This is a genomic window from Enterococcus sp. HMSC078F03 (assembly GCF_001811595.1).
Taxonomy (GTDB): domain Bacteria; phylum Bacillota; class Bacilli; order Lactobacillales; family Enterococcaceae; genus Enterococcus; species Enterococcus faecalis.
Window position 1 is genome coordinate 49328 of sequence record NZ_KV805588.1, and the last position, 17669, is coordinate 66996.

Below are 17669 nucleotides of genomic sequence, written 5' to 3' on the forward strand. Positions count from 1 at the left end.
AGGTTTTCACAAAAAGTACCAATTAGATCAATAAGTTCTTCTGTTTACTTTTAAAACTATATAGTTTTAAAAAGAATAAGTCAACTACTTTTATTTAAGTACTTGATTATTAAGTGGTTACGTTAAAAATAAATATATAGTTTTAACATGTTAAATTCATGGTATAATGAAAGAAATACTGGTGATAAAGGAGGACTCTGATGCGGACAAATACACGTTATAAAGAAATTTATGCAGCTATAAAACAGGATATTGAAGCAGGTGTTTATCCCATTAATCAAAAGTTACCCCAAGGTCGTCTTCTTGCAGAAAAATATCAGGTCAGCGAACTAACCATTACAAAAGCCTTACATTTGCTTGTGCAAGAAGGTTATGTTGTCAGACGACGTGGCTCGGGCAGCTTTGTTCAAGACTTTCAAAATCGAACCATTACTAAATTTTCTCCGTTAACCGGCACTTACTCAACCTACGATGGAAAAGTTGAATCCGTGGTTTTAGGCTTTGCAACAGAAGTACCTGAGCCTTGGGTGACTGAAAAATTAAGTATTACAGAAGAAGAGTTAGTCTACAAAATTATTCGTTTACGGATTATCGAAGATGTGCCCTCAATTATTGAATATACTTGGATGCCCGTTGCCCTAATTCCGAACTTGACAATGAAAGAATTGAAAGTCTCCATTTATCAATATATTTCGGAACAATTGCATCAAAAAATTCAAAGTGCGCGGGTCAGCATTTCTGGGATTCGTCCTTCTGCGTTGGAAAAAAAATATTTAAACTTAACCGATAATGATTTCCTGATGCGTGCAGAACAAATTGCTTACCTAGGCAACGGGCATATTTTTGAATACTCAATTGCGAATCATATTCCTAGTGAATTCACTTTTGAAACTGTCTTAATTGCAGAAAAATAGGAAACTTTTATGTTGCCATTTCTCATTTCTAACAAAACGATCTCTTTACTTTGAGCCAATACTTTTTGTTAGAAATGTTTTTCTGCTAGTTAAAAATATTTTTCAAATTATATTTCCAAACATGAATTTTGATAAAAGTATTGCTATTTACTAGAAGTACGATTAAAATATTGCTTGTAGCACTCTTTTTAATACAGATACAAGCAATTTATTTTTTACATAGTCAATCAACCAAAGCGAGGACTTTATATGAGGAAACCCTACATTTTAATGAGCTTACTCGTTCTAAGTACCTTATTAAGTGCTTGTTCAACTGTAAGTGGCAGCCCAGCAAGTCAAAGTGCGCCCGCACCTGATGAAGTGTTGGCGACAAGTATTGGGACGTATGAAAATCGAACATTGTTGGTTCCAGATGGGCGTTTAGCCTTAACTGCCTTGCATAAAGGAAAAGATTATCAAGGCAAACCAATGTTTTATGTCCTGTTTGAATTAACCAATACAACCGAAAAAACACAAAATATTCAGCTAATGATTCAAAGTTTTATGGAAGTTAGTCAAACTGTCCACGGAAAAGCCCAAAATTTACAATATGCAGTCTTAACAGATTCACCTTTCCAAGACAAATTAGATCGTTTAGCAGATGAAATCAATCCTGGTGAAACAATCCAAGGCGCTTACCCGTATGAATTTATTAATGAGAACAAGCCGGTCCATTTTAAATTTAGAGATCGCCTTCTCAGTCTGGATGAACCCATTGCATCAGAAGAAATTACCATTACAGAAAAAAGTTTGGTCCGCTAGCTTAGCTAGCATTGGACCAAACTTTTTATTTATTATTCAGATGGAAAAGATTCTCCTTCTATAAAACGTGTGTAAATGTGTTCGCTCTCAGCAGCTTCTCCCCGCATTAAATGAATAATTTTCTCTGCAGCCACCATGCCCCATCGATGTTTAGAATAGGCAATTGTTGCTAATCGCGGTTGCACAAACGCACCTAGTTCAGAATTATCAAAACCAATCATCCGAATATCTTTCCCCATTTGGTAATTTGTTTCTGCAACATATTTATAGACACCGATCGCCATTTCATCATTAAAAGCAAAAACATCGACTGGTTCTGTCTGTGGTTGACTCAAAATTTTTTTAGCAGCCGCATAGCCAGAAGGTTCGGTAAAATCGCCTTGGATAATTTCATAAGGTATCCCAAAACGAGTTAATTCTCGTGTACTAACAGCCAATCTTTCTTGGCTATCATAACCTTTTTCTGGTCCAGAAAGCAGAAGAACCTTTTTTGAACCCACATTGACAAATTGCTCAATTGCCTGCGTGGCACCGCCACGATTATCCAAGAGAACTTGCCGAATATTCCTATGCTCAGTGGTTCGATCAAGGACAACGATCGAATGGCCACGTTCAGCAAACTTTTCAATTTCTTTTGTTGGAAATGTCCAATCTAAAATAATTGCCCCATCCACCATTTTTTCAGGAATGAAAAGATGTGACTTTTTACCGCTGCAGACAATCATCTCATAATCAAACAGTGCTAAGCCTTTCTTAATTCCCTCCAACAATTCACCATAAAAACTACCGCCATAATCGGCCAAATAGACACCAATAATATTAGTTTGACGACGTTTTAATGTGCGAGCGGCCATGTTAGGAACATAGTTTAGCTCTTCAGCAATTGCTTGGATGCGCGTTCGTGTTTCTTCAGTTACCTTTGAACTACCATTCAATGCGTAAGAAACGGTCGAGATTGATACGCCTGCTTTTTTTGCAATATCTTTAATTCCTACCATGGACTACTCTCCTTTCTAATGGTAAATTTCAATAACACTTGCTTCATTTAATAATGAAAGCACCTCGTCTTTTTGAACTTCCATTCCCCCTTCTCGATAAGGGTTTTCTTCAAACTTAAACGGAACTTCTTGACCATCGATAACTATTTTCGCTGACTGATTTGGATAAAATTTATATGTGACAGGTTTATCAAACAATTGGTAAGTTAGTGTTAAACCAGACAATTTTTCTGGTAACATGGGATCAAAAACCACGCTTTGTGCCTTTTGCCGAATCCCTAAAACAGCTGTAATTAATTGATTTAAATAAATTCCCGGCCCGCTTGAATAAATTCGCCAGCCACCTTTTACCCCAATACTTCCATCTTTTAGTTTACCAAAATTTTCTTGTGATTCATACCTTGTTTTAAAATCGCCATCGGAACTACTAAAATAGGCATTGGCTTGACGTAACTCTGCATTGTGAACCACTTCTTTTAATTGAACTGGATTGATTTGCATTAATGCTTGCCAGGTTTTGTCTCGCTGACCAATTTTCGCCATCGCTTCTGTATAGCGAATGTGCGCATGAACATACTGTAAACCAATTTCGCGACCAAAATTAGCCGCCTGTTCTGCTCGTTTAAAATTAGTGCTCACACCGCCTCGATAGTTCGCTGGTTTGTTCATTAAGCGCACGCCATCAGGAAACGTTAATTCTTTTTCAATAATTTCTAAATGATGACTTACTTGTTCCGGTGTTAATAATTCAGCTAACATACTACGAGTCATTGGCAATAATCGATATTGAATCCCTGTTTTTTGGTCATTTGGGTGAATCATTTGTTCAAAAGTTTCTGGCGTTTCCATATAAATAAACCCTGGAATCGTTTCATCCGCCAACATATATTTTTGAAAATCGTTCTTTATTCCTGCGACTAAAATTGTTAAGTGCTGACTATAAGTAGCATCAATTTCCGTAATTAAAGCCGCAAATTTTTTCAACACTTGATACGTTAAGGCAACGGTCCAACTACTAGCCATTTGCTCTTTAAGACGATTATCGTAAGGTTGTAACGTGTCATCCCAATCGCCGTCACCATAACAGGATAGAAAAGTTTCTGGTAAAAAATGTTGTTCAATATAATTTATTTCTTTTTTCAAATGTTCAAATAAAGATGCTGTTTCTTTTGTTTTGTGATTATCTTTGCGACTTGTATAAGGGATTTCCGTAGCTAAGATTGAATAATCTGCGGTTTGTTCCAAATAATCAGTCACTACTTTCAATGGCCAGACGATAATATCGCCATGGCTTTCACTGGCTTTTTGTTCTTCGTATCGGTCAAACATAAACCATTGCGGCCAGTTGCCGTCGTCCTCAAATTGATTTTCAAATAGATGCTGAATAATGGAGGCCACGATCTTAGGCTGTTGCGTCGCAAAGAAAAATTCTGTCGGTCCTTGCGACACATCTCGTGTGCCCCAAGCTGCTCCACCATATTGTTCTAAGCCATGTGGCGACAAATAATGAACGAGCATATTATGAGTATACCAACGAGTTAATTGATTCATTTGCTGCACACTTGAGTCTGTGTGTGTTAACTCAAAATGATGCAACAAGCCATTAATGAATGCCAAATATTGACTTTCTGCTTTTTCAAAATCTAATGGTGAATTGACTAATGATTGGTCCTCTATACTGCCCGTAATAAGTAGTGAAAATTTTTGGGTCTTTTCGATTGCCAAGACTAATAAGTCTGCTTCAGCTCCACCAAATAATGTGCTATCGGTTACTTGAAATGATTTATCAACTGTCAATGCATAGGTTAGTTCTGGGTAATAATTTTCTGTAGCAGAATGATTTCCCGTCACTCGAAGTGTTTTGCCAGTTTGTTCTAATTGATAGGTTAGGACTTCTTCAGGTCCTAATAACAAATGGTTAGAAACAGCCCACATATATGCATCCTTTTGACTGGTCACTTCCAATTGAATCACTCTTGAATCAGGCGAAGTGAAGGTGCGTACTCGAATTGTATCCTTTGGCAACTTATAATACCACGTAGCAGAGTTCAACCCCATTTCAAAAGCAGAAGGCATTGTTAGTAAGCGCCATAAGCCATTCTCTAAAATGTAGATTCGTTGACCAGAGCGTTTCATAACGTTTAAAGCGTTTCGGCTATTACTCATTAATTTGTTCATGGTCGTATTTCCTAAAACTACTTGTGAATTGAAAATGCCATACATATACACTGTCGTACTGAGCAAAGGTTCGTCAACCGTTAAGCCTTTACCACTTAATAAAATGTGGCCATGTGCTCTTTCCATGGCAATTTCTTTTTCTTGAAGAACAACGTGATGGTAATTTTCCGTGAAAAAGGAATACGTCTGACCTGCTACTTTTTCAATTTGTGTCTGAATGGGATAAAGTGCGGCCAACTCTTCTTCTGTTAATGGATTTCCTGTGATAGGTTCTCCTAAAAGTTTCGGAGGAAAGTCCTGTGTTTCTTCTAATGAATCGAATGTCACAGTTTCATAAATAGCTTGTAAGTCTTCTTTCGATAAAAAAGGTTCAGCTAATGCTTGCGGATGTGTTTCTGTTACCGCACCATAAAAAACAAATTCCTTACTTTCATTCGTTAATTGGACGGCTTCCGTTTGTAAAGCGGTGTAAGCAAATTCATATTGATAGACTTCATTTGCTAAATATCTTTTCCCCAATGCTTCTGGTGTGTTTGTATGTTTAAATGAACGTCCGAAAAATTGATAGCCGTCCGTTGAGTAGCCTACTAATTTTTGAAAACTCCCTTGAATAAGGGCTGGAAACTTCTCATTTTGCGGTTGATTTTGTCTTGATAAAACAACAAGCTCTTCGCCCTCTTGCCAAATGTGATGATCAAGATACTGCGACACATACGCTTCATTTGACTGAACGGCTCCTTTTGTCGCTAAGCCAATATCTTGACCATAAACAATATCTACTAAGCCAGTTCCAGTGACATTAACCCGCCAGAACCATTGATTGCTTGGCCCCAAACGAAAGTCAACTTGGTAACGAACCGCTTCAAATTCACCCCGCCATGTCAATTGGTTATCTGAAAGATAAAAATCACTTTGACTGTTGGAACCAATCATTGGTCGATAATTAATTGTGTCACCTGTAATTATCCGCAAATAGAGTTGATTCATACTGCCGTCTAAAGGATTGCCTTCTAATTGATTAATCATCATGCCACAGCTGTTCAATTCTTTTAAATCACCTGTCTCTAGAAATGTAGCGACTGTGTCTGCTTGCTTAAGCTTCTTTATCTGCATAACTTATCCTTCCCATCTTATTCATTTAACGTGACTGTTGCGGTTTGTACATCGCGACTATTTCCACCAATCATTACGATAAATTCACCTGCATCACTGGTTACCTGATTGTCTGAATGAACATAGCGCACCATATCCTCTGAAAGAAGAAACTGAACTTCTTTTTCTTCCTTTGGTTCCAGCCAAACTTTTTGGAAATCTTTTAACTCTTTAATTGGGCGAACCACTTGTCCCACCAAATCACGTACATAAAATTGCACGGTTTCCTCTCCAGCGATTGGACTGTCATTTCTTACTAAAACAGAGACCGTGATTGGTTGTTCTTTGGTAAATGTTAATGCACTTAGTTGAATTGGTTGATAAGAGAAATGACTATAACTTAAGCCAAATCCAAAGGGATATTTAGCGTAATTAGAGACATCTAAATATTTAGAAACATATTTTTCTTCTGGTGCTGACTCATAAGGACGCCCCGTATTGTCGACATTGTAAAAAATTGGCACTTGACCAACCGTTTCTGGAAACGACATACTTAAACGACCACTTGGATTGTACTGTCCCCACAAAATTTCTGCTAGCGCATTGCCCCCTTCTGTTCCAGGTTGCCAAGCTTGCACAATTCCTTTTGCAACATCTATCCCTTGTAAATCTAAGGGCCGGCCACTGTAGACCGTGACAACAACATTGGGATTTTTCTCAATAATTTGTGCCACTACTGCTAATTGTTTTTCGGGTAGACGAATATCACTGCGACTGGCAGCTTCCCCACTCATCCAATCTGTTTCGCCTAGTGCCACTACTACTTTATCTGCTTGACTAGCTAACGTTAAAGCCTCTTCAATGGCCGCCGCGGTCGGTTCAAAGTAATCAAAGGGTTCTTGGGCAACTAGGAGATTTGTGGTTAATTTTTTGGCCCCAGCCATGAGGGAAATGGCTTCTTCTTTCTTTCCTTGCCATGACCAAGCCCCTAAAATATCTTGTGATTGGGCCCCTGGGCCGACAAGCGCGATTTTTTCTTGCGGTGTAAAAGGCAAAATATTTTCATTTTTTAAAAGAACCATTGATTTTTGAGCAATCTTTTTAGCTATTTCTCGATGTTCTTTGCTTAAAATCACTTCTGCTTCCGCTTGTTCATCCGCACCACGATAGGGATTTTCAAATAAGCCTAGCTCATTTTTTAGTTTTAAAATTCGCATAACTGCTTCATCAATAAGTGTTTCAGCAATCCGGCCTTCTTCAAGTAATTCTTTTAAATAATCTGGATAACACGTGGTCATCATTTCAATATCTACACCAGCTTTGATAGCCAATTCTGCTGCCTGTTTTTCATCTTTGGCAACACCATGAGGAATTAATTCTTTAATCGCTCCCCAGTCTGAAATCACAACTCCTTCAAAGCCAAATTCATTTCGTAATACGTCTCTAAACAGCCATTGGTTGCCTGTAGCAGGAATCCCATCCACTGTATTGAAGGACGTCATGACAAGTTTTGCACCCGCATCTAATCCAGCTTTATAGCCAGGTAAATACATTTCTCTTAGCTGCCGTTCAGACATATCTACCGTATTATAATCCCGACCAGCTAAGGCACCACCATATGCCGCAAAGTGCTTCACGCACGCGGCTACTCGCCAATTGTCCTCTTTTAAATTTTCTCCTTGGTAACCTCTAACCATTGCAGCAGCTAAGCGACTGTTGAGTAATGGATCTTCACCTGTTGACTCCATGACACGTCCCCAACGTGGATCGCGCACTAAATCAACCATTGGTGAAAAGGTTACATGTAATCCTGAAACAGCAGCTTCTTTTGCTGAAATCTCCGCCATTTTTTCAACCGCTGCTTCATCCCAAGTGCTTCCTAAAGCCAAAGGAATCGGAAAGATGGTTCTGAAACCATGAATAATATCCGCCATTAAAAGTGTTGGAATATTTAATCGATGATTTTGCATATATTCTTTTTGAACACGTTTTGCTTCATTTGCACCAGAAACACCCAATGTTGTCCCCGCCGTATCAATCGTTTCTTGACTTAGTCCTAGCTCTGACATAGGGCCGGTCTTTTCTTCTGCTTTATCTGAATAAAACGCTGCTGCTAATTGTAATAATTGATTAATTTTCTCATCAATTGTCATTTCTTCGACTAATTGAATCAGTTGATTTTCTTTCATACTCTCACCTTTCTTCAATACATACTTCTGCTTCTAAAGGAAAATGGTCGGAGGGAAAACGTCCATCGATACTATCTGTTAAACTTGCGGTTTGCTGTACTTGCCAACCTTTTACATAAATATAATCAATTTCTTCTAATTCCGCCCAAGGTTTTGTATAAGTAAAATTTTGAAATGTTCCTCTTGGTCCATAATGAGTAGCTAAATTTTTGCTATCTTGAAATTTTTTTTGAACAAGTTGATGAACCTCTTCCCCCGACTCTGCATTAAAATCGCCCATTAATAAAGTTGGATACTGTGCAATTTTGTCATGTAACTCCTCTAAGATAACGGTCATTCCTGCTAAACGAGCATGAGCTGAAATATGATCCAAATGAACATTGATGACTAAAAAAGGCGTATTTTGAGTCGTTTCCTTAAATAGTCCCCACAAAGCAATTCTTGGACAGCCAGCTTCAGGATGGATACTTGGCTGCTGAGGTGTTTCAGATAACCAAAAATACCCTGTATCAATAGCCTGAACTTTTTGTTCGTTATAGAGAATCGCTAGTCCTTCTCCTTGACCATCCCCTTCTCTTTCCGCAGAAAGACAGGTGAATGTTGTATACGCCTTTAAATCCCTGACTTGATTCGGTCGTACTTCTTGAATACAACAAAGGCTCCAATCATGAAAATTGATTAACTGACAAACAGCCTCTTTACGAAAAGACCATTGCCAATCTTGGTCATACTCTGTATCTACCCGGACATTATACGTAGCTATTTTCATTTTTAACCTCCTGCAATAGTTGTTGAATTTGACGCATCTCTCGACGGATCTGGGTTGTTTCACCGCCACCATGGCCTTTTTTCCAATACACTCTGACTGCTTTTCTTGCCTTTATCTGATGATAAGAAGGGAAAAAATCTTTCATTGGACATATCGGATCGTGACTCCCAACAGAAGCAAAGACTGGATTTTTAATTTGCGAAACAAAGTGACGACTATCAAAATAAGGAAGAACCGCGGCAATTTTTTCATGCGCTTGAGGATGCTCTTGTAAGTACTGATGAATAATTTGATACGACCCCGTTCCTTCTGCTACTCGATTTTCTAAACAAGAATGACTTGGAACATCTGCAAAAGTAGCTAAAATCGGGAAGTCGACTAAACTGTTCACCATTAACACTACGCCACCCCCTTGGGAACCACCACGAAGAATGATTTGGTCCTGATTAATTTCAGTAAAGGTACGCACCACTTCTACGCTACGTAAATGGTCGGCAAACAAGCGGCGTTGGTACCAATCTTCTTTGTCTAGAAATCCTCGTCCCATTGGTGCTTCATGCCAAATTGTTTGATATGGCACGCGATCTTTGGTTAATCCCCCTTGACCTCGATTATCAATGACAAAACAAGCACAACCAATTTGTGTCCAATGAGCAAATTGCCAAGGTTCTTGAATATGATTCATATAGCCTAAACAGTCAATCACTATTGGCTGTTTCCCCGCCGTTTTAGGAAGTAACAAATAGCCAAAGATGCGCTCACCTAGGAAACTTAAAAAGTCGACCTGTTCCACTTGAACATTTTCCAATGGATAGTCAATGACCCGCCGATGGATATCTAGCGGTATTTTTTGAAGTTCTTCCTTGGTCTTTTGCCAAAACTCAAAATACTCATTCATGTTCCACACCTAACACTTTCTGAAAAAACGCAACTTGAAGAAAAGCCGTTGTCCCGAATCCTAACGCAATATATAAAAACAAATTAAGCTTATAGAAAAAAACAAACGTTAAAAGAGGTAAAATAAACAAAATAATCGCATTTGCACTATTACTTAAGACCACATAAACCGTCTCACCTAGTGTCTTTTTAACGGACCAATTAAAAACGGAAAAGAGAAAAAGAAAACTCGTCAAAAATAATGCAACAAAACTTAATAGAAAAATAGCTAAGAAACCTAAACTAGTGGCTATTTTAAATAAACTTGTTACGACAATACCGCCCAGTAAAAAAGCAACGAACAAGACACCTGTTAAAATAAAACCTCGCATGATGTTATTTTTTAATGCTGTCCAAAACGTTCGCAAAACAGGAATATCTTTTTCACGATACAAACGATAGATCGTTCGATACAACGCAATTAAGCCGACACCGCTAAAGATGCCTGTTATACAGGTAATTAAAAAGAGAAAATTAATAATGATCAAGTTGGCAATAAAAGAAAAAATCCGATAATACCAACCTTCATATGCAAATAGCTTATTCATATTAAAAGAGAAAAGCGGATTTCTCGTTGCTTTATCCGCTTTTCTCTCCTCCTCTCTTACTTAAGTTTGTCTCTGTTTTCCGCCATTTTCTCAGATTTTATTTTTTCAATTGCATCCCATTTATTTGATTTTAAGAATGCTTTGTAGTCTTCTAAAGATTTGTCAAAGGCTTTATCATCTTTCGCACGAATCATTGAAATAACGGTTGTATTTAGTTTGGTTTCAATCGCTTCATTCGCACGAGCTTCCGGCGTTCCTGCATCTGGATTAATATTTTCAATTACGAAATGTGGGACTAATTTTCCTTTGCCCCATTCTTGCATTTGCGTTAAAGCACTTTCCATTGGCACTTTTAGTTTATTGACACGGTCGTTGTTAAAGTATAGGAAACGACTAATGCCATATTTTTTGTTATAGGCATCATTGTCTGTTTGTTCTAATTTTTTCACTTCTGGTAAATAATCAATTTTCCCTTGATCATTGTACGCATAAGTAACTCCTTCAACGCCATATTTTGTTAAAATTTGTCCTGGTTCATCAATTAAATATGTGAATAGTTGAGTGACTTTCGCTGGATCTTTCGCATCTTTCGTAATGTAATTACTTAACCAACCTGAAATGCCGGTTTGATTTAATGTTGGTTTTCGGCCAGAAGTACTACTTGGTCCATCAATGGCTATATAACGTGTGCCAGATTTTTTCATAAATTCTGTAAAGTTCCCACCTTGACCACTGGTTCCAGCAACGAGCATGGTTGCATAATTTCCTTGTTTCACTTTTTCATCAAACGTCGCTCCATCATCTGTGAAGCTATCATCACTAATATTGCCTGCTCGGTAAACATCATTAAATGTTTTTAACCATTCTAAGTATTCTTTATCTAAATTTCGATCATAGTATTTCCCATTTTTATCCTCTAAAGGAACACCTAAGAAGTCTTGTAATTTGTCTAAAAATGGTCCTGCACCATCGCCCACTGTGGTGAAGCCCATTGGGGTCATCTCAGGATATTTTTCTTTAATCTGTTGCATGACTTTTTCAAAATTTTCTGGTGTTGAAACGTCTGGCTTGCCTAATGCATTATAGACATCTTCACGAATAACAAAATTATCATTTACTGGGATATTTCCACTTTCATAATCCGCTTTTGTATTAGAGTAATTAGGGTAACCATATGTTTTTCCATCCTCTAAGGCATACCATTTAAACGTATCTTGGTTAACAACTTTCATTAAATAGGGGTCATATTTTTTAGCTAAATCGTTTAAAGAATAGGCCCAAGAATCTGCTTTCAATGCTGCTTGTCCAGTTTTTTCAGTTAATGTCACGATATCAGGCATATCTCCACTTGAAATCATGGCATTTAATTTTGAATCATCGCCGGAAATAAATTCAATATCCACATTTAAATCTTTTTTAATCTGCGCAGTGGTCACATCTTTTCCAAAAGGCAATGCCGTCCAATCTGAGTTAATATACCATTTAATCTTGGTCGGTTCTTTCTTCTTATCTAACTTCCAAGCAGGCGTCTTTTCATCTAATTCATACCGATCCTTAATTGAGACATCTGAGCTAGCTTTCTTTTCCCCACCGCTACATGCCGCTAAACTAACGACCGCCGTTGCCACCAATAAACCGCCTAAAACTTTTTTCATATTGTTCCCTACTTTCTTTATTCTTTTACTGCACCGGCCATCATACCGCCGATAAAGTGTTTTTGTAGTAATGGATAAATGATTAAAATTGGTATCGTTGTAATGACAATTGTTGCCAGCTGAACACCACGTGTCGTTGCCTGCACCACCATATCTGTACTGCCGCTCTCTGTCATGGTACTCAAGTTTGATTGAACAATAATTTCATAAATTTTCATCTGCAATGGATACAGATATTCTTTGGTAATATATAATTTCGTGGTCATAAAGTCATTCCATTGACCAACCCCATTAAATAAAATAATGGTGGCTAATGCCGGTTTTGTTAAAGGTAAAAAGATTTTATAAAAAATTTGAAACTCACTGGCGCCGTCTATTTTGGCGGATTCTTCTAAAGATGGTGGAATTTCTCGGAAAAAGTTCATTAAGATAACTACATCATAATAGCTAAATAAAGCTGGAATGATATATACCCAGAAGGTATCTAAGAGTCCTAATGACTTAATCAAAAGATACGTGGGAATCATGCCCCCACCAAAGTACATTGTAATAACACCCATCGTTGTATAAATGTTACGCCCGACTAGTCTAGATTTACTAAGTCCATAGGCGACAATTGCACAGAACAGCGTATGCGTCGACGCACCGATGACTGTTTTTAAAACAGAAATCAAAAACGCTCGCGGAATGCTACTATCCGAAAAAACTTTCCGATAATTTTCTAGCGTAAATCCTTTCGGCCATAAAACCAAGCCTTTACCGGCTAAACCCGAACTTGACGAAACTGAGGAAACTAAAATATTCCAAATTGGCACGATAATTAATAAAGAAAACAACACAAGAATTAACGTATTGAAAAAGTAAAACCATTTGTTTTCTTTTGATTTTCTTTTAATCACAGCTGTTGCCTCCTTTATAAAATAACCGACCGACCATTGTTCATTTTTCTAGTAATGCGATCTGTAATGACTAATAAAACAATTGAAATAACGGAAATCCCTAAACCAACTGCCGTCGCATAAGAAAAGTCCCCTTGCGTTAGCCCCATACGATAAACAAATGAATTAATTACTTCTGATTTGTTTTGGTTTTGAGCATTCATTAAAACCAACGTTTGATCTAAGTTCGATCCCAATAAACCACTAACATTTAGAATTAAGTTCAACGAAATAATCGGCGCTAATAAGGGCAAAGTAATCGTTCGGATTTGTGTTAATTTGGAAGCACCATCAATTCTCGCCGCTTCATAAAACGTTGGATCAATGCGAGACATGCCAGCAAGATAGAGAATCGTGCCCCAACCTACTTCTTTCCACAAATCAGAAAGAACAGCAATCCACCAATACTTATCAGGATCTAACAAATGATTGACGCCCTGATTCATTAAGCCTAACGACATCATGACTTGGTTGATAAAGCCATTTGTTGAAAGCCACGAAATCAACATCCCGCCTAAAACGATCCAAGAAAAAAAGTGCGGAATATAAGAAATCGTCTGAATCACTTTTTTTAAATGTCCATCTCTCATTTCAAAAATCATTACTGCTAAGATAATCGGAATAGCGAATCCTAAAAAAAGTTTCATTAAACTAATCGCTAAGGTATTACGAACTGCTTCCCAAAAAAAACTATCTTCCATAATGATTCGAAAATTTTCAAGTCCAACCCATGGTGCAGAAGAAACCGTGTCAACAATCGTATAATTTTTAAAAGCAATGATAATTCCATAAATTGGAATGTAGTTAAAGACAATCATGAATGCTACACCCGGAAGTACCATCCAATGCAATTGCCGCTGATCATAAAACTTTTTTAGTTTTTTCATAAGCAGGGTTCCTTTCTTTTTAGTGAAACGTTTCTACAAACAGATTATACATTCACTTCAAACAGTTGTAAACCCTTACATTATGGTTTTATTTAAAAATAACAGCATTAAAAAGCGCTATAGACCATTTATAAAGAAATTATTTTCCCTGCTTCTTTTTCCATAAAAATACTCTTTTATAGATATTTTAAAGCATTTTATAGAAACGTTTCACCAAAATATGAACATCTTTTTCTTAAAAATAATTCTGTTAAATAACAGAAAAAAGTCTGGTCAATCCGACCAGACTTTTTAAATATAGATAGTAAAATGTGTAATTTCAGGGATCACTCCAAAACGGGCATGAATGGCGGTCGTTCCTAAGCCTGTATTAACATATAGTTGCGTTTCTTGGTCCAACTGATACAATCCTCTGGTATACTTTTCTGCTAAAACATTTGTGATTGGATAAAAAGGAATCCAAATTTGTCCGCCATGGCTATGTCCTGCTAAAACTAACTGTGTACCCGTACCAATAAATGCATCCGCGACATCTGGTTCATGGGTCATTAATAACGCATAGTCATACGTTTCTCGATAGGATAATGTTTCTGAAACGGAAGGATTTCCTAATAACGAGTCATCTAAACCACCAATAAAAAGACGGCGTCCATCTGCTAGGGTTACTGTTTCTCCTTGGTTTTTCATAACGGTAAAGCCACTGGCCTCCATGACTTCATCATACACCCCAGAAGCACCGCCACCATAATCATGATTTCCCCAAACTGCATATTTTCCAATTGTCGCTTGCAACTGTTTTAATTTTTCAATCATCGGTTCTTTTTGTTGCGGATTTTTGGCATAATTGTCAAATAAATCACCTGTAAAAACGATAATATCTGGTTTTTCACGATTGACTTTTTTTATGACTTTATCTAACCGCTTCGTCTCATAAAATTCTGAAACTTGTATATCCGAAAGTTGCACAACATTCAATGGTTCTCGTTGATTTTTCTTTCCCAAAGTCACCTGATTAACGTGAACTAAATTCGGCTCAATCTTCCACGCATAGATTGGGAGTGCGATAATTAAGAAAAAAAATAAGAGCATTATACTTAAACCAATTTTTTTAACCACATCACTCGCTCCTTTCTTTTCTTTGATTTCCGAAGACTTAGTATAGAGAAAAATCTTCTTAACCACAATCTAAAACAAAGGAAATTAAGGCTTTGTTAAACAACCTAAAGAATTTCCACAATCTCTTATCCTTTTCTTAGCTTTTTTATAAAAAAAGCTAGATAATTTCATCTGTCGATGAAATTATCTAGCTAGAACATTCTTCTCTTAATGATGATGTTTTCGAAACGTTTGATAACCAATTAAGCAAAATAAAATCCCCAATAAAATCATTCCAGTTACTGAAAATAAGCCTGCTAACATCTTTCGCATCCTCTCTGTTGCTAAACTTCCTTATTTGTAGTCACTATTTCTTGTTGTAAAATTGGTTGAAATAGACGACGTTCTGCTAATTTTCTTGCTAAAATTGCTTCACTTTTTTTCGTAAAGATACCTAAGTTATGACGCTTGCCTTTCAAAGAGATATAAGCCAGCCATTTCCCAGAAGCGGTCTGGCTCACTCCTTTGTGTCCGCTGCTATTATTTTTGGGGCGTTTACTTTGCAACTTCCCTGGAATTACACCAGCAACTCTTTGTCGGTAATCCTTCTTTTTACGATGACCGCAGCTTTTGGTATGGCCATTCAACAAATTTTCACAGCGAACCCAGCAAGCTTGTCCGCACGAACACAGACAATACGCTTTCATTGTCTGTTGAATACTTTCGATCCGTACCACGACTAATTCATGATAGTTTTTTTTCAACATTGTTTGATAGCGATGGTGCGCACATTTGGTTCGATACCCACGAATTAGTTGTCTTCTTGAAGCTTCTGTATAGCTCCCACAAGAACAGCGACAGGCCCAAACAATCAGCCCTTCTTTTCTTTTTGCCGTTGGTGCTACTACTGTCAACTCACCAAACTTTTGGCCAGTTAAATCTTTATAGTTACCTGCTTGTCTCAATTGACTATCCTTCGTATTCTTGTTCTCGCCACATCTCGATTGGGTCTCTCCCATAGTGCTCATTTTTCTGAGTCTCTCCCTTTCTTAGTTCTCTGACCACCTCAGCAAATACTTGCCAATCTTTTGTTTCCGGCAAATGACGCCATGTCAATTGACGACACCGTACTTTCGAACTATAAAAATCGGACAAATACAAATCGGTTTCTAAGGTTAATTTGTGATCAATCATCACATCCATATAATTGAAAGAAGCAATAATTTTTGCAATAAAGCGGTTATAATCCTCCCCACCAGAAAAATCAACAAATACATGAATCGTTTTTTCAATTGCGCAAAAAGACCGATCATTTAACAAACAAAACATAAAATCATAATATAGATGCACGCGTTCATACATTAAAAATCGTTTTTGATGCAGCGACTCTGTCTTTTGTATAAAACCATCTAAGGCGCGATGAATTTGAGGAAACCGCTCTTCAAAGAAACTGCTCTGCTTGGCGGGAATAAATGCAGCCACTGAAAAGTATAGGCGGTCCCAGCGATAACAAATCAACTTTAATTTTTCTTTTGTTTCCACCGTAATTCGCTTTTCAAAGAAAGGAATAACACTATTCATATGATCAATAAATTCGTCTAACATGGTTAACTTATCTGGAAAAACAATCGGACTATCAATGTATTCATTTAAACTTAAAAAAAGAAAAATATATGAAGTCTCTTTGCCAAAATCCTCTTTAAAAAGAGGGGTTTCGCTTGTATAGATTTTTTCAAACGCATGCTGTAAACAGCTAGGCACATGAACTTCCGTAAAAGAGTCCACTACATGATCAGAAAACACACGAAAACGTTGGATCGTTAAAAGAATAAATAGTTGTGCGCTTTGATTAAGACTAAACGTTCTTTGATACATCAGTTGTAAATCGTTTATAAATCGCTTAATGCCAGGACTATTTTCCAGCAAAATGTTAGGCAGCCTTTCTTGATTACTTCCATAAAAATAATACAAGCATTGAAAACAAAAACTTCGGATATTTTTCTCTTCTCCAACCAAGCCTGTTGACTTTAATTTAATACGCCAATTAGCTAAAATCAGATTTAGTTTATACGAGAAGGCATAAATTTTGCTTTTGCTCATAAAATGAATTTGAGAAAATTCTTGAATCGTGTGCTTTTGATAGAGGCCCACATCAAGAAGCAACTTGGCCATTAGTGATTGATCAAAATAATATTTTCTTAAGGCTTGATAATCAATTTGCGATAATTTTTGCGCACTAATCAGTCCTTTAGCTGGAAAAAGAATTTGACTCCTTGAAGAAATCTGTGTACATTCATAATTTATTTGACGGCACAACGATTCTAACTTTTGAGTGGATAAATCAAAATATCCATAAAATTCTTCTTTTAATAATGGACCTTCACTATTCATAAAAGTTTGATAAATAAGTAATTTATCTCGGAATTCTTGGTCTAATAATTCATCTAACAAAGTAGTCACATTTTCAACTCCAAACTATCACGCCTTAAGTATCTATTTTTTTGACAAGACGTGAGTGTCAATCTTGCTTATTTTTTCCACAAATTTAAAAATGATTCTTTCAATATTTAGGAATCTTCATAGAAAAGTATTATTTTAACCAAAAAAAGCCCCCTTGCGTCACCAAGGAGGCTTTTTTTGTTATTTTTTTACTTTAAATTTAAAGAAAA

At 37.0% G+C, this 17669-nt stretch carries 14 protein-coding genes; 2 read left to right on the top strand and 12 right to left on the bottom strand.

The features are described from left to right. Positions 1 to 200 precede the first annotated feature (200 nt). On the top strand, positions 201 to 914 hold the full coding sequence (locus HMPREF2810_RS11275; RefSeq protein ID WP_002366529.1) for a GntR family transcriptional regulator: 714 nt from the start codon (positions 201 to 203) through the stop codon (positions 912 to 914). Between the two features lie 270 nt (positions 915 to 1184). Continuing rightward, complete coding sequence (locus tag HMPREF2810_RS11280) at positions 1185 to 1715, top strand: DUF5067 domain-containing protein (protein ID WP_002384665.1); 531 nt, start codon at positions 1185 to 1187, stop codon at positions 1713 to 1715. Positions 1716 to 1747: 32 nt separating this feature from the next. Here HMPREF2810_RS11280 and HMPREF2810_RS11285 read toward each other — a convergent pair whose 3' ends face one another. The 12 genes from HMPREF2810_RS11285 to HMPREF2810_RS11345 form a co-directional block, all read right to left on the bottom strand. Continuing rightward, complete coding sequence (locus HMPREF2810_RS11285; RefSeq protein WP_002382203.1) at positions 1748 to 2713, bottom strand: LacI family DNA-binding transcriptional regulator; 966 nt, start codon at positions 2711 to 2713, stop codon at positions 1748 to 1750. A gap of 15 nt (positions 2714 to 2728) precedes the next feature. Continuing rightward, complete coding sequence (locus HMPREF2810_RS11290; RefSeq protein WP_070635610.1) at positions 2729 to 6004, bottom strand: GH36-type glycosyl hydrolase domain-containing protein; 3276 nt, start codon at positions 6002 to 6004, stop codon at positions 2729 to 2731. A 17-nt stretch (positions 6005 to 6021) separates the two neighbouring features. Further along, on the bottom strand, positions 6022 to 8172 hold the full coding sequence (locus HMPREF2810_RS11295; RefSeq protein WP_010715114.1) for a glycoside hydrolase family 3 N-terminal domain-containing protein: 2151 nt from the start codon (positions 8170 to 8172) through the stop codon (positions 6022 to 6024). Positions 8173 to 8176: 4 nt separating this feature from the next. Continuing rightward, positions 8177 to 8941 carry an endonuclease/exonuclease/phosphatase family protein gene (locus HMPREF2810_RS11300; protein WP_002365532.1) on the bottom strand — a complete coding sequence of 255 codons (765 nt, stop codon included), beginning with the start codon at positions 8939 to 8941 and terminating at the stop codon, positions 8177 to 8179. Then, positions 8922 to 9839: an acetylxylan esterase gene (locus tag HMPREF2810_RS11305; RefSeq protein ID WP_002382200.1), complete on the bottom strand. Its 918-nt coding sequence runs from the start codon at positions 9837 to 9839 to the stop codon at positions 8922 to 8924. Before HMPREF2810_RS11305 ends, HMPREF2810_RS11300 begins: the two co-directional genes overlap by 20 nt. After that, complete coding sequence (locus HMPREF2810_RS11310) at positions 9832 to 10425, bottom strand: DUF624 domain-containing protein (RefSeq protein ID WP_002357898.1); 594 nt, start codon at positions 10423 to 10425, stop codon at positions 9832 to 9834. The genes HMPREF2810_RS11305 and HMPREF2810_RS11310 overlap by 8 nt, the downstream gene beginning before the upstream one ends. Positions 10426 to 10481: 56 nt before the next feature. Then, positions 10482 to 12080, bottom strand: coding sequence for an ABC transporter substrate-binding protein (locus tag HMPREF2810_RS11315; protein ID WP_002357899.1), 1599 nt, complete (start codon positions 12078 to 12080; stop codon positions 10482 to 10484). A 17-nt stretch (positions 12081 to 12097) separates the two neighbouring features. Then, entirely contained in the window at positions 12098 to 12979 is an 882-nt protein-coding gene (locus HMPREF2810_RS11320; RefSeq protein ID WP_002357901.1) for a carbohydrate ABC transporter permease, read from the bottom strand. A gap of 14 nt (positions 12980 to 12993) precedes the next feature. Further along, positions 12994 to 13905 (bottom strand): ABC transporter permease, encoded by a 912-nt coding sequence (locus HMPREF2810_RS11325; protein WP_002382199.1) that lies wholly within the window; start codon positions 13903 to 13905, stop codon positions 12994 to 12996. A 291-nt stretch (positions 13906 to 14196) separates the two neighbouring features. Then, on the bottom strand, positions 14197 to 15087 hold the full coding sequence (locus HMPREF2810_RS11330; RefSeq protein WP_002382198.1) for a metallophosphoesterase: 891 nt from the start codon (positions 15085 to 15087) through the stop codon (positions 14197 to 14199). A gap of 257 nt (positions 15088 to 15344) precedes the next feature. Next, positions 15345 to 16019, bottom strand: a complete 675-nt coding sequence (locus tag HMPREF2810_RS11340; RefSeq protein ID WP_002382196.1) for an AP2/ERF family transcription factor — start codon at positions 16017 to 16019, stop codon at positions 15345 to 15347. Further along, positions 15970 to 17460: a helix-turn-helix domain-containing protein gene (locus HMPREF2810_RS11345; protein WP_002366520.1), complete on the bottom strand. Its 1491-nt coding sequence runs from the start codon at positions 17458 to 17460 to the stop codon at positions 15970 to 15972. The genes HMPREF2810_RS11340 and HMPREF2810_RS11345 overlap by 50 nt, the downstream gene beginning before the upstream one ends. Positions 17461 to 17669 lie beyond the last annotated feature (209 nt).

Bases quoted from the DNA above. Each gene is read 5' to 3' on its own strand.
- HMPREF2810_RS11340 (WP_002382196.1), bottom strand. From the start codon at position 16,019: ATGGGAGAGACCCAATCGAGATGTGGCGAGAACAAGAATACGAAGGAT.
- HMPREF2810_RS11290 (WP_070635610.1), bottom strand. From the start codon at position 6,004: ATGCAGATAAAGAAGCTTAAGCAAGCAGACACAGTCGCTACATTTCTA.
- HMPREF2810_RS11275 (WP_002366529.1), top strand. From the start codon at position 201: ATGCGGACAAATACACGTTATAAAGAAATTTATGCAGCTATAAAACAG.
- HMPREF2810_RS11325 (WP_002382199.1), bottom strand. From the start codon at position 13,905: ATGAAAAAACTAAAAAAGTTTTATGATCAGCGGCAATTGCATTGGATG.
- HMPREF2810_RS11310 (WP_002357898.1), bottom strand. From the start codon at position 10,425: ATGAATAAGCTATTTGCATATGAAGGTTGGTATTATCGGATTTTTTCT.
- HMPREF2810_RS11315 (WP_002357899.1), bottom strand. From the start codon at position 12,080: ATGAAAAAAGTTTTAGGCGGTTTATTGGTGGCAACGGCGGTCGTTAGT.
- HMPREF2810_RS11300 (WP_002365532.1), bottom strand. From the start codon at position 8,941: ATGAAAATAGCTACGTATAATGTCCGGGTAGATACAGAGTATGACCAA.
- HMPREF2810_RS11285 (WP_002382203.1), bottom strand. From the start codon at position 2,713: ATGGTAGGAATTAAAGATATTGCAAAAAAAGCAGGCGTATCAATCTCG.
- HMPREF2810_RS11280 (WP_002384665.1), top strand. From the start codon at position 1,185: ATGAGCTTACTCGTTCTAAGTACCTTATTAAGTGCTTGTTCAACTGTA.
- HMPREF2810_RS11295 (WP_010715114.1), bottom strand. From the start codon at position 8,172: ATGAAAGAAAATCAACTGATTCAATTAGTCGAAGAAATGACAATTGAT.
- HMPREF2810_RS11305 (WP_002382200.1), bottom strand. From the start codon at position 9,839: ATGAATGAGTATTTTGAGTTTTGGCAAAAGACCAAGGAAGAACTTCAA.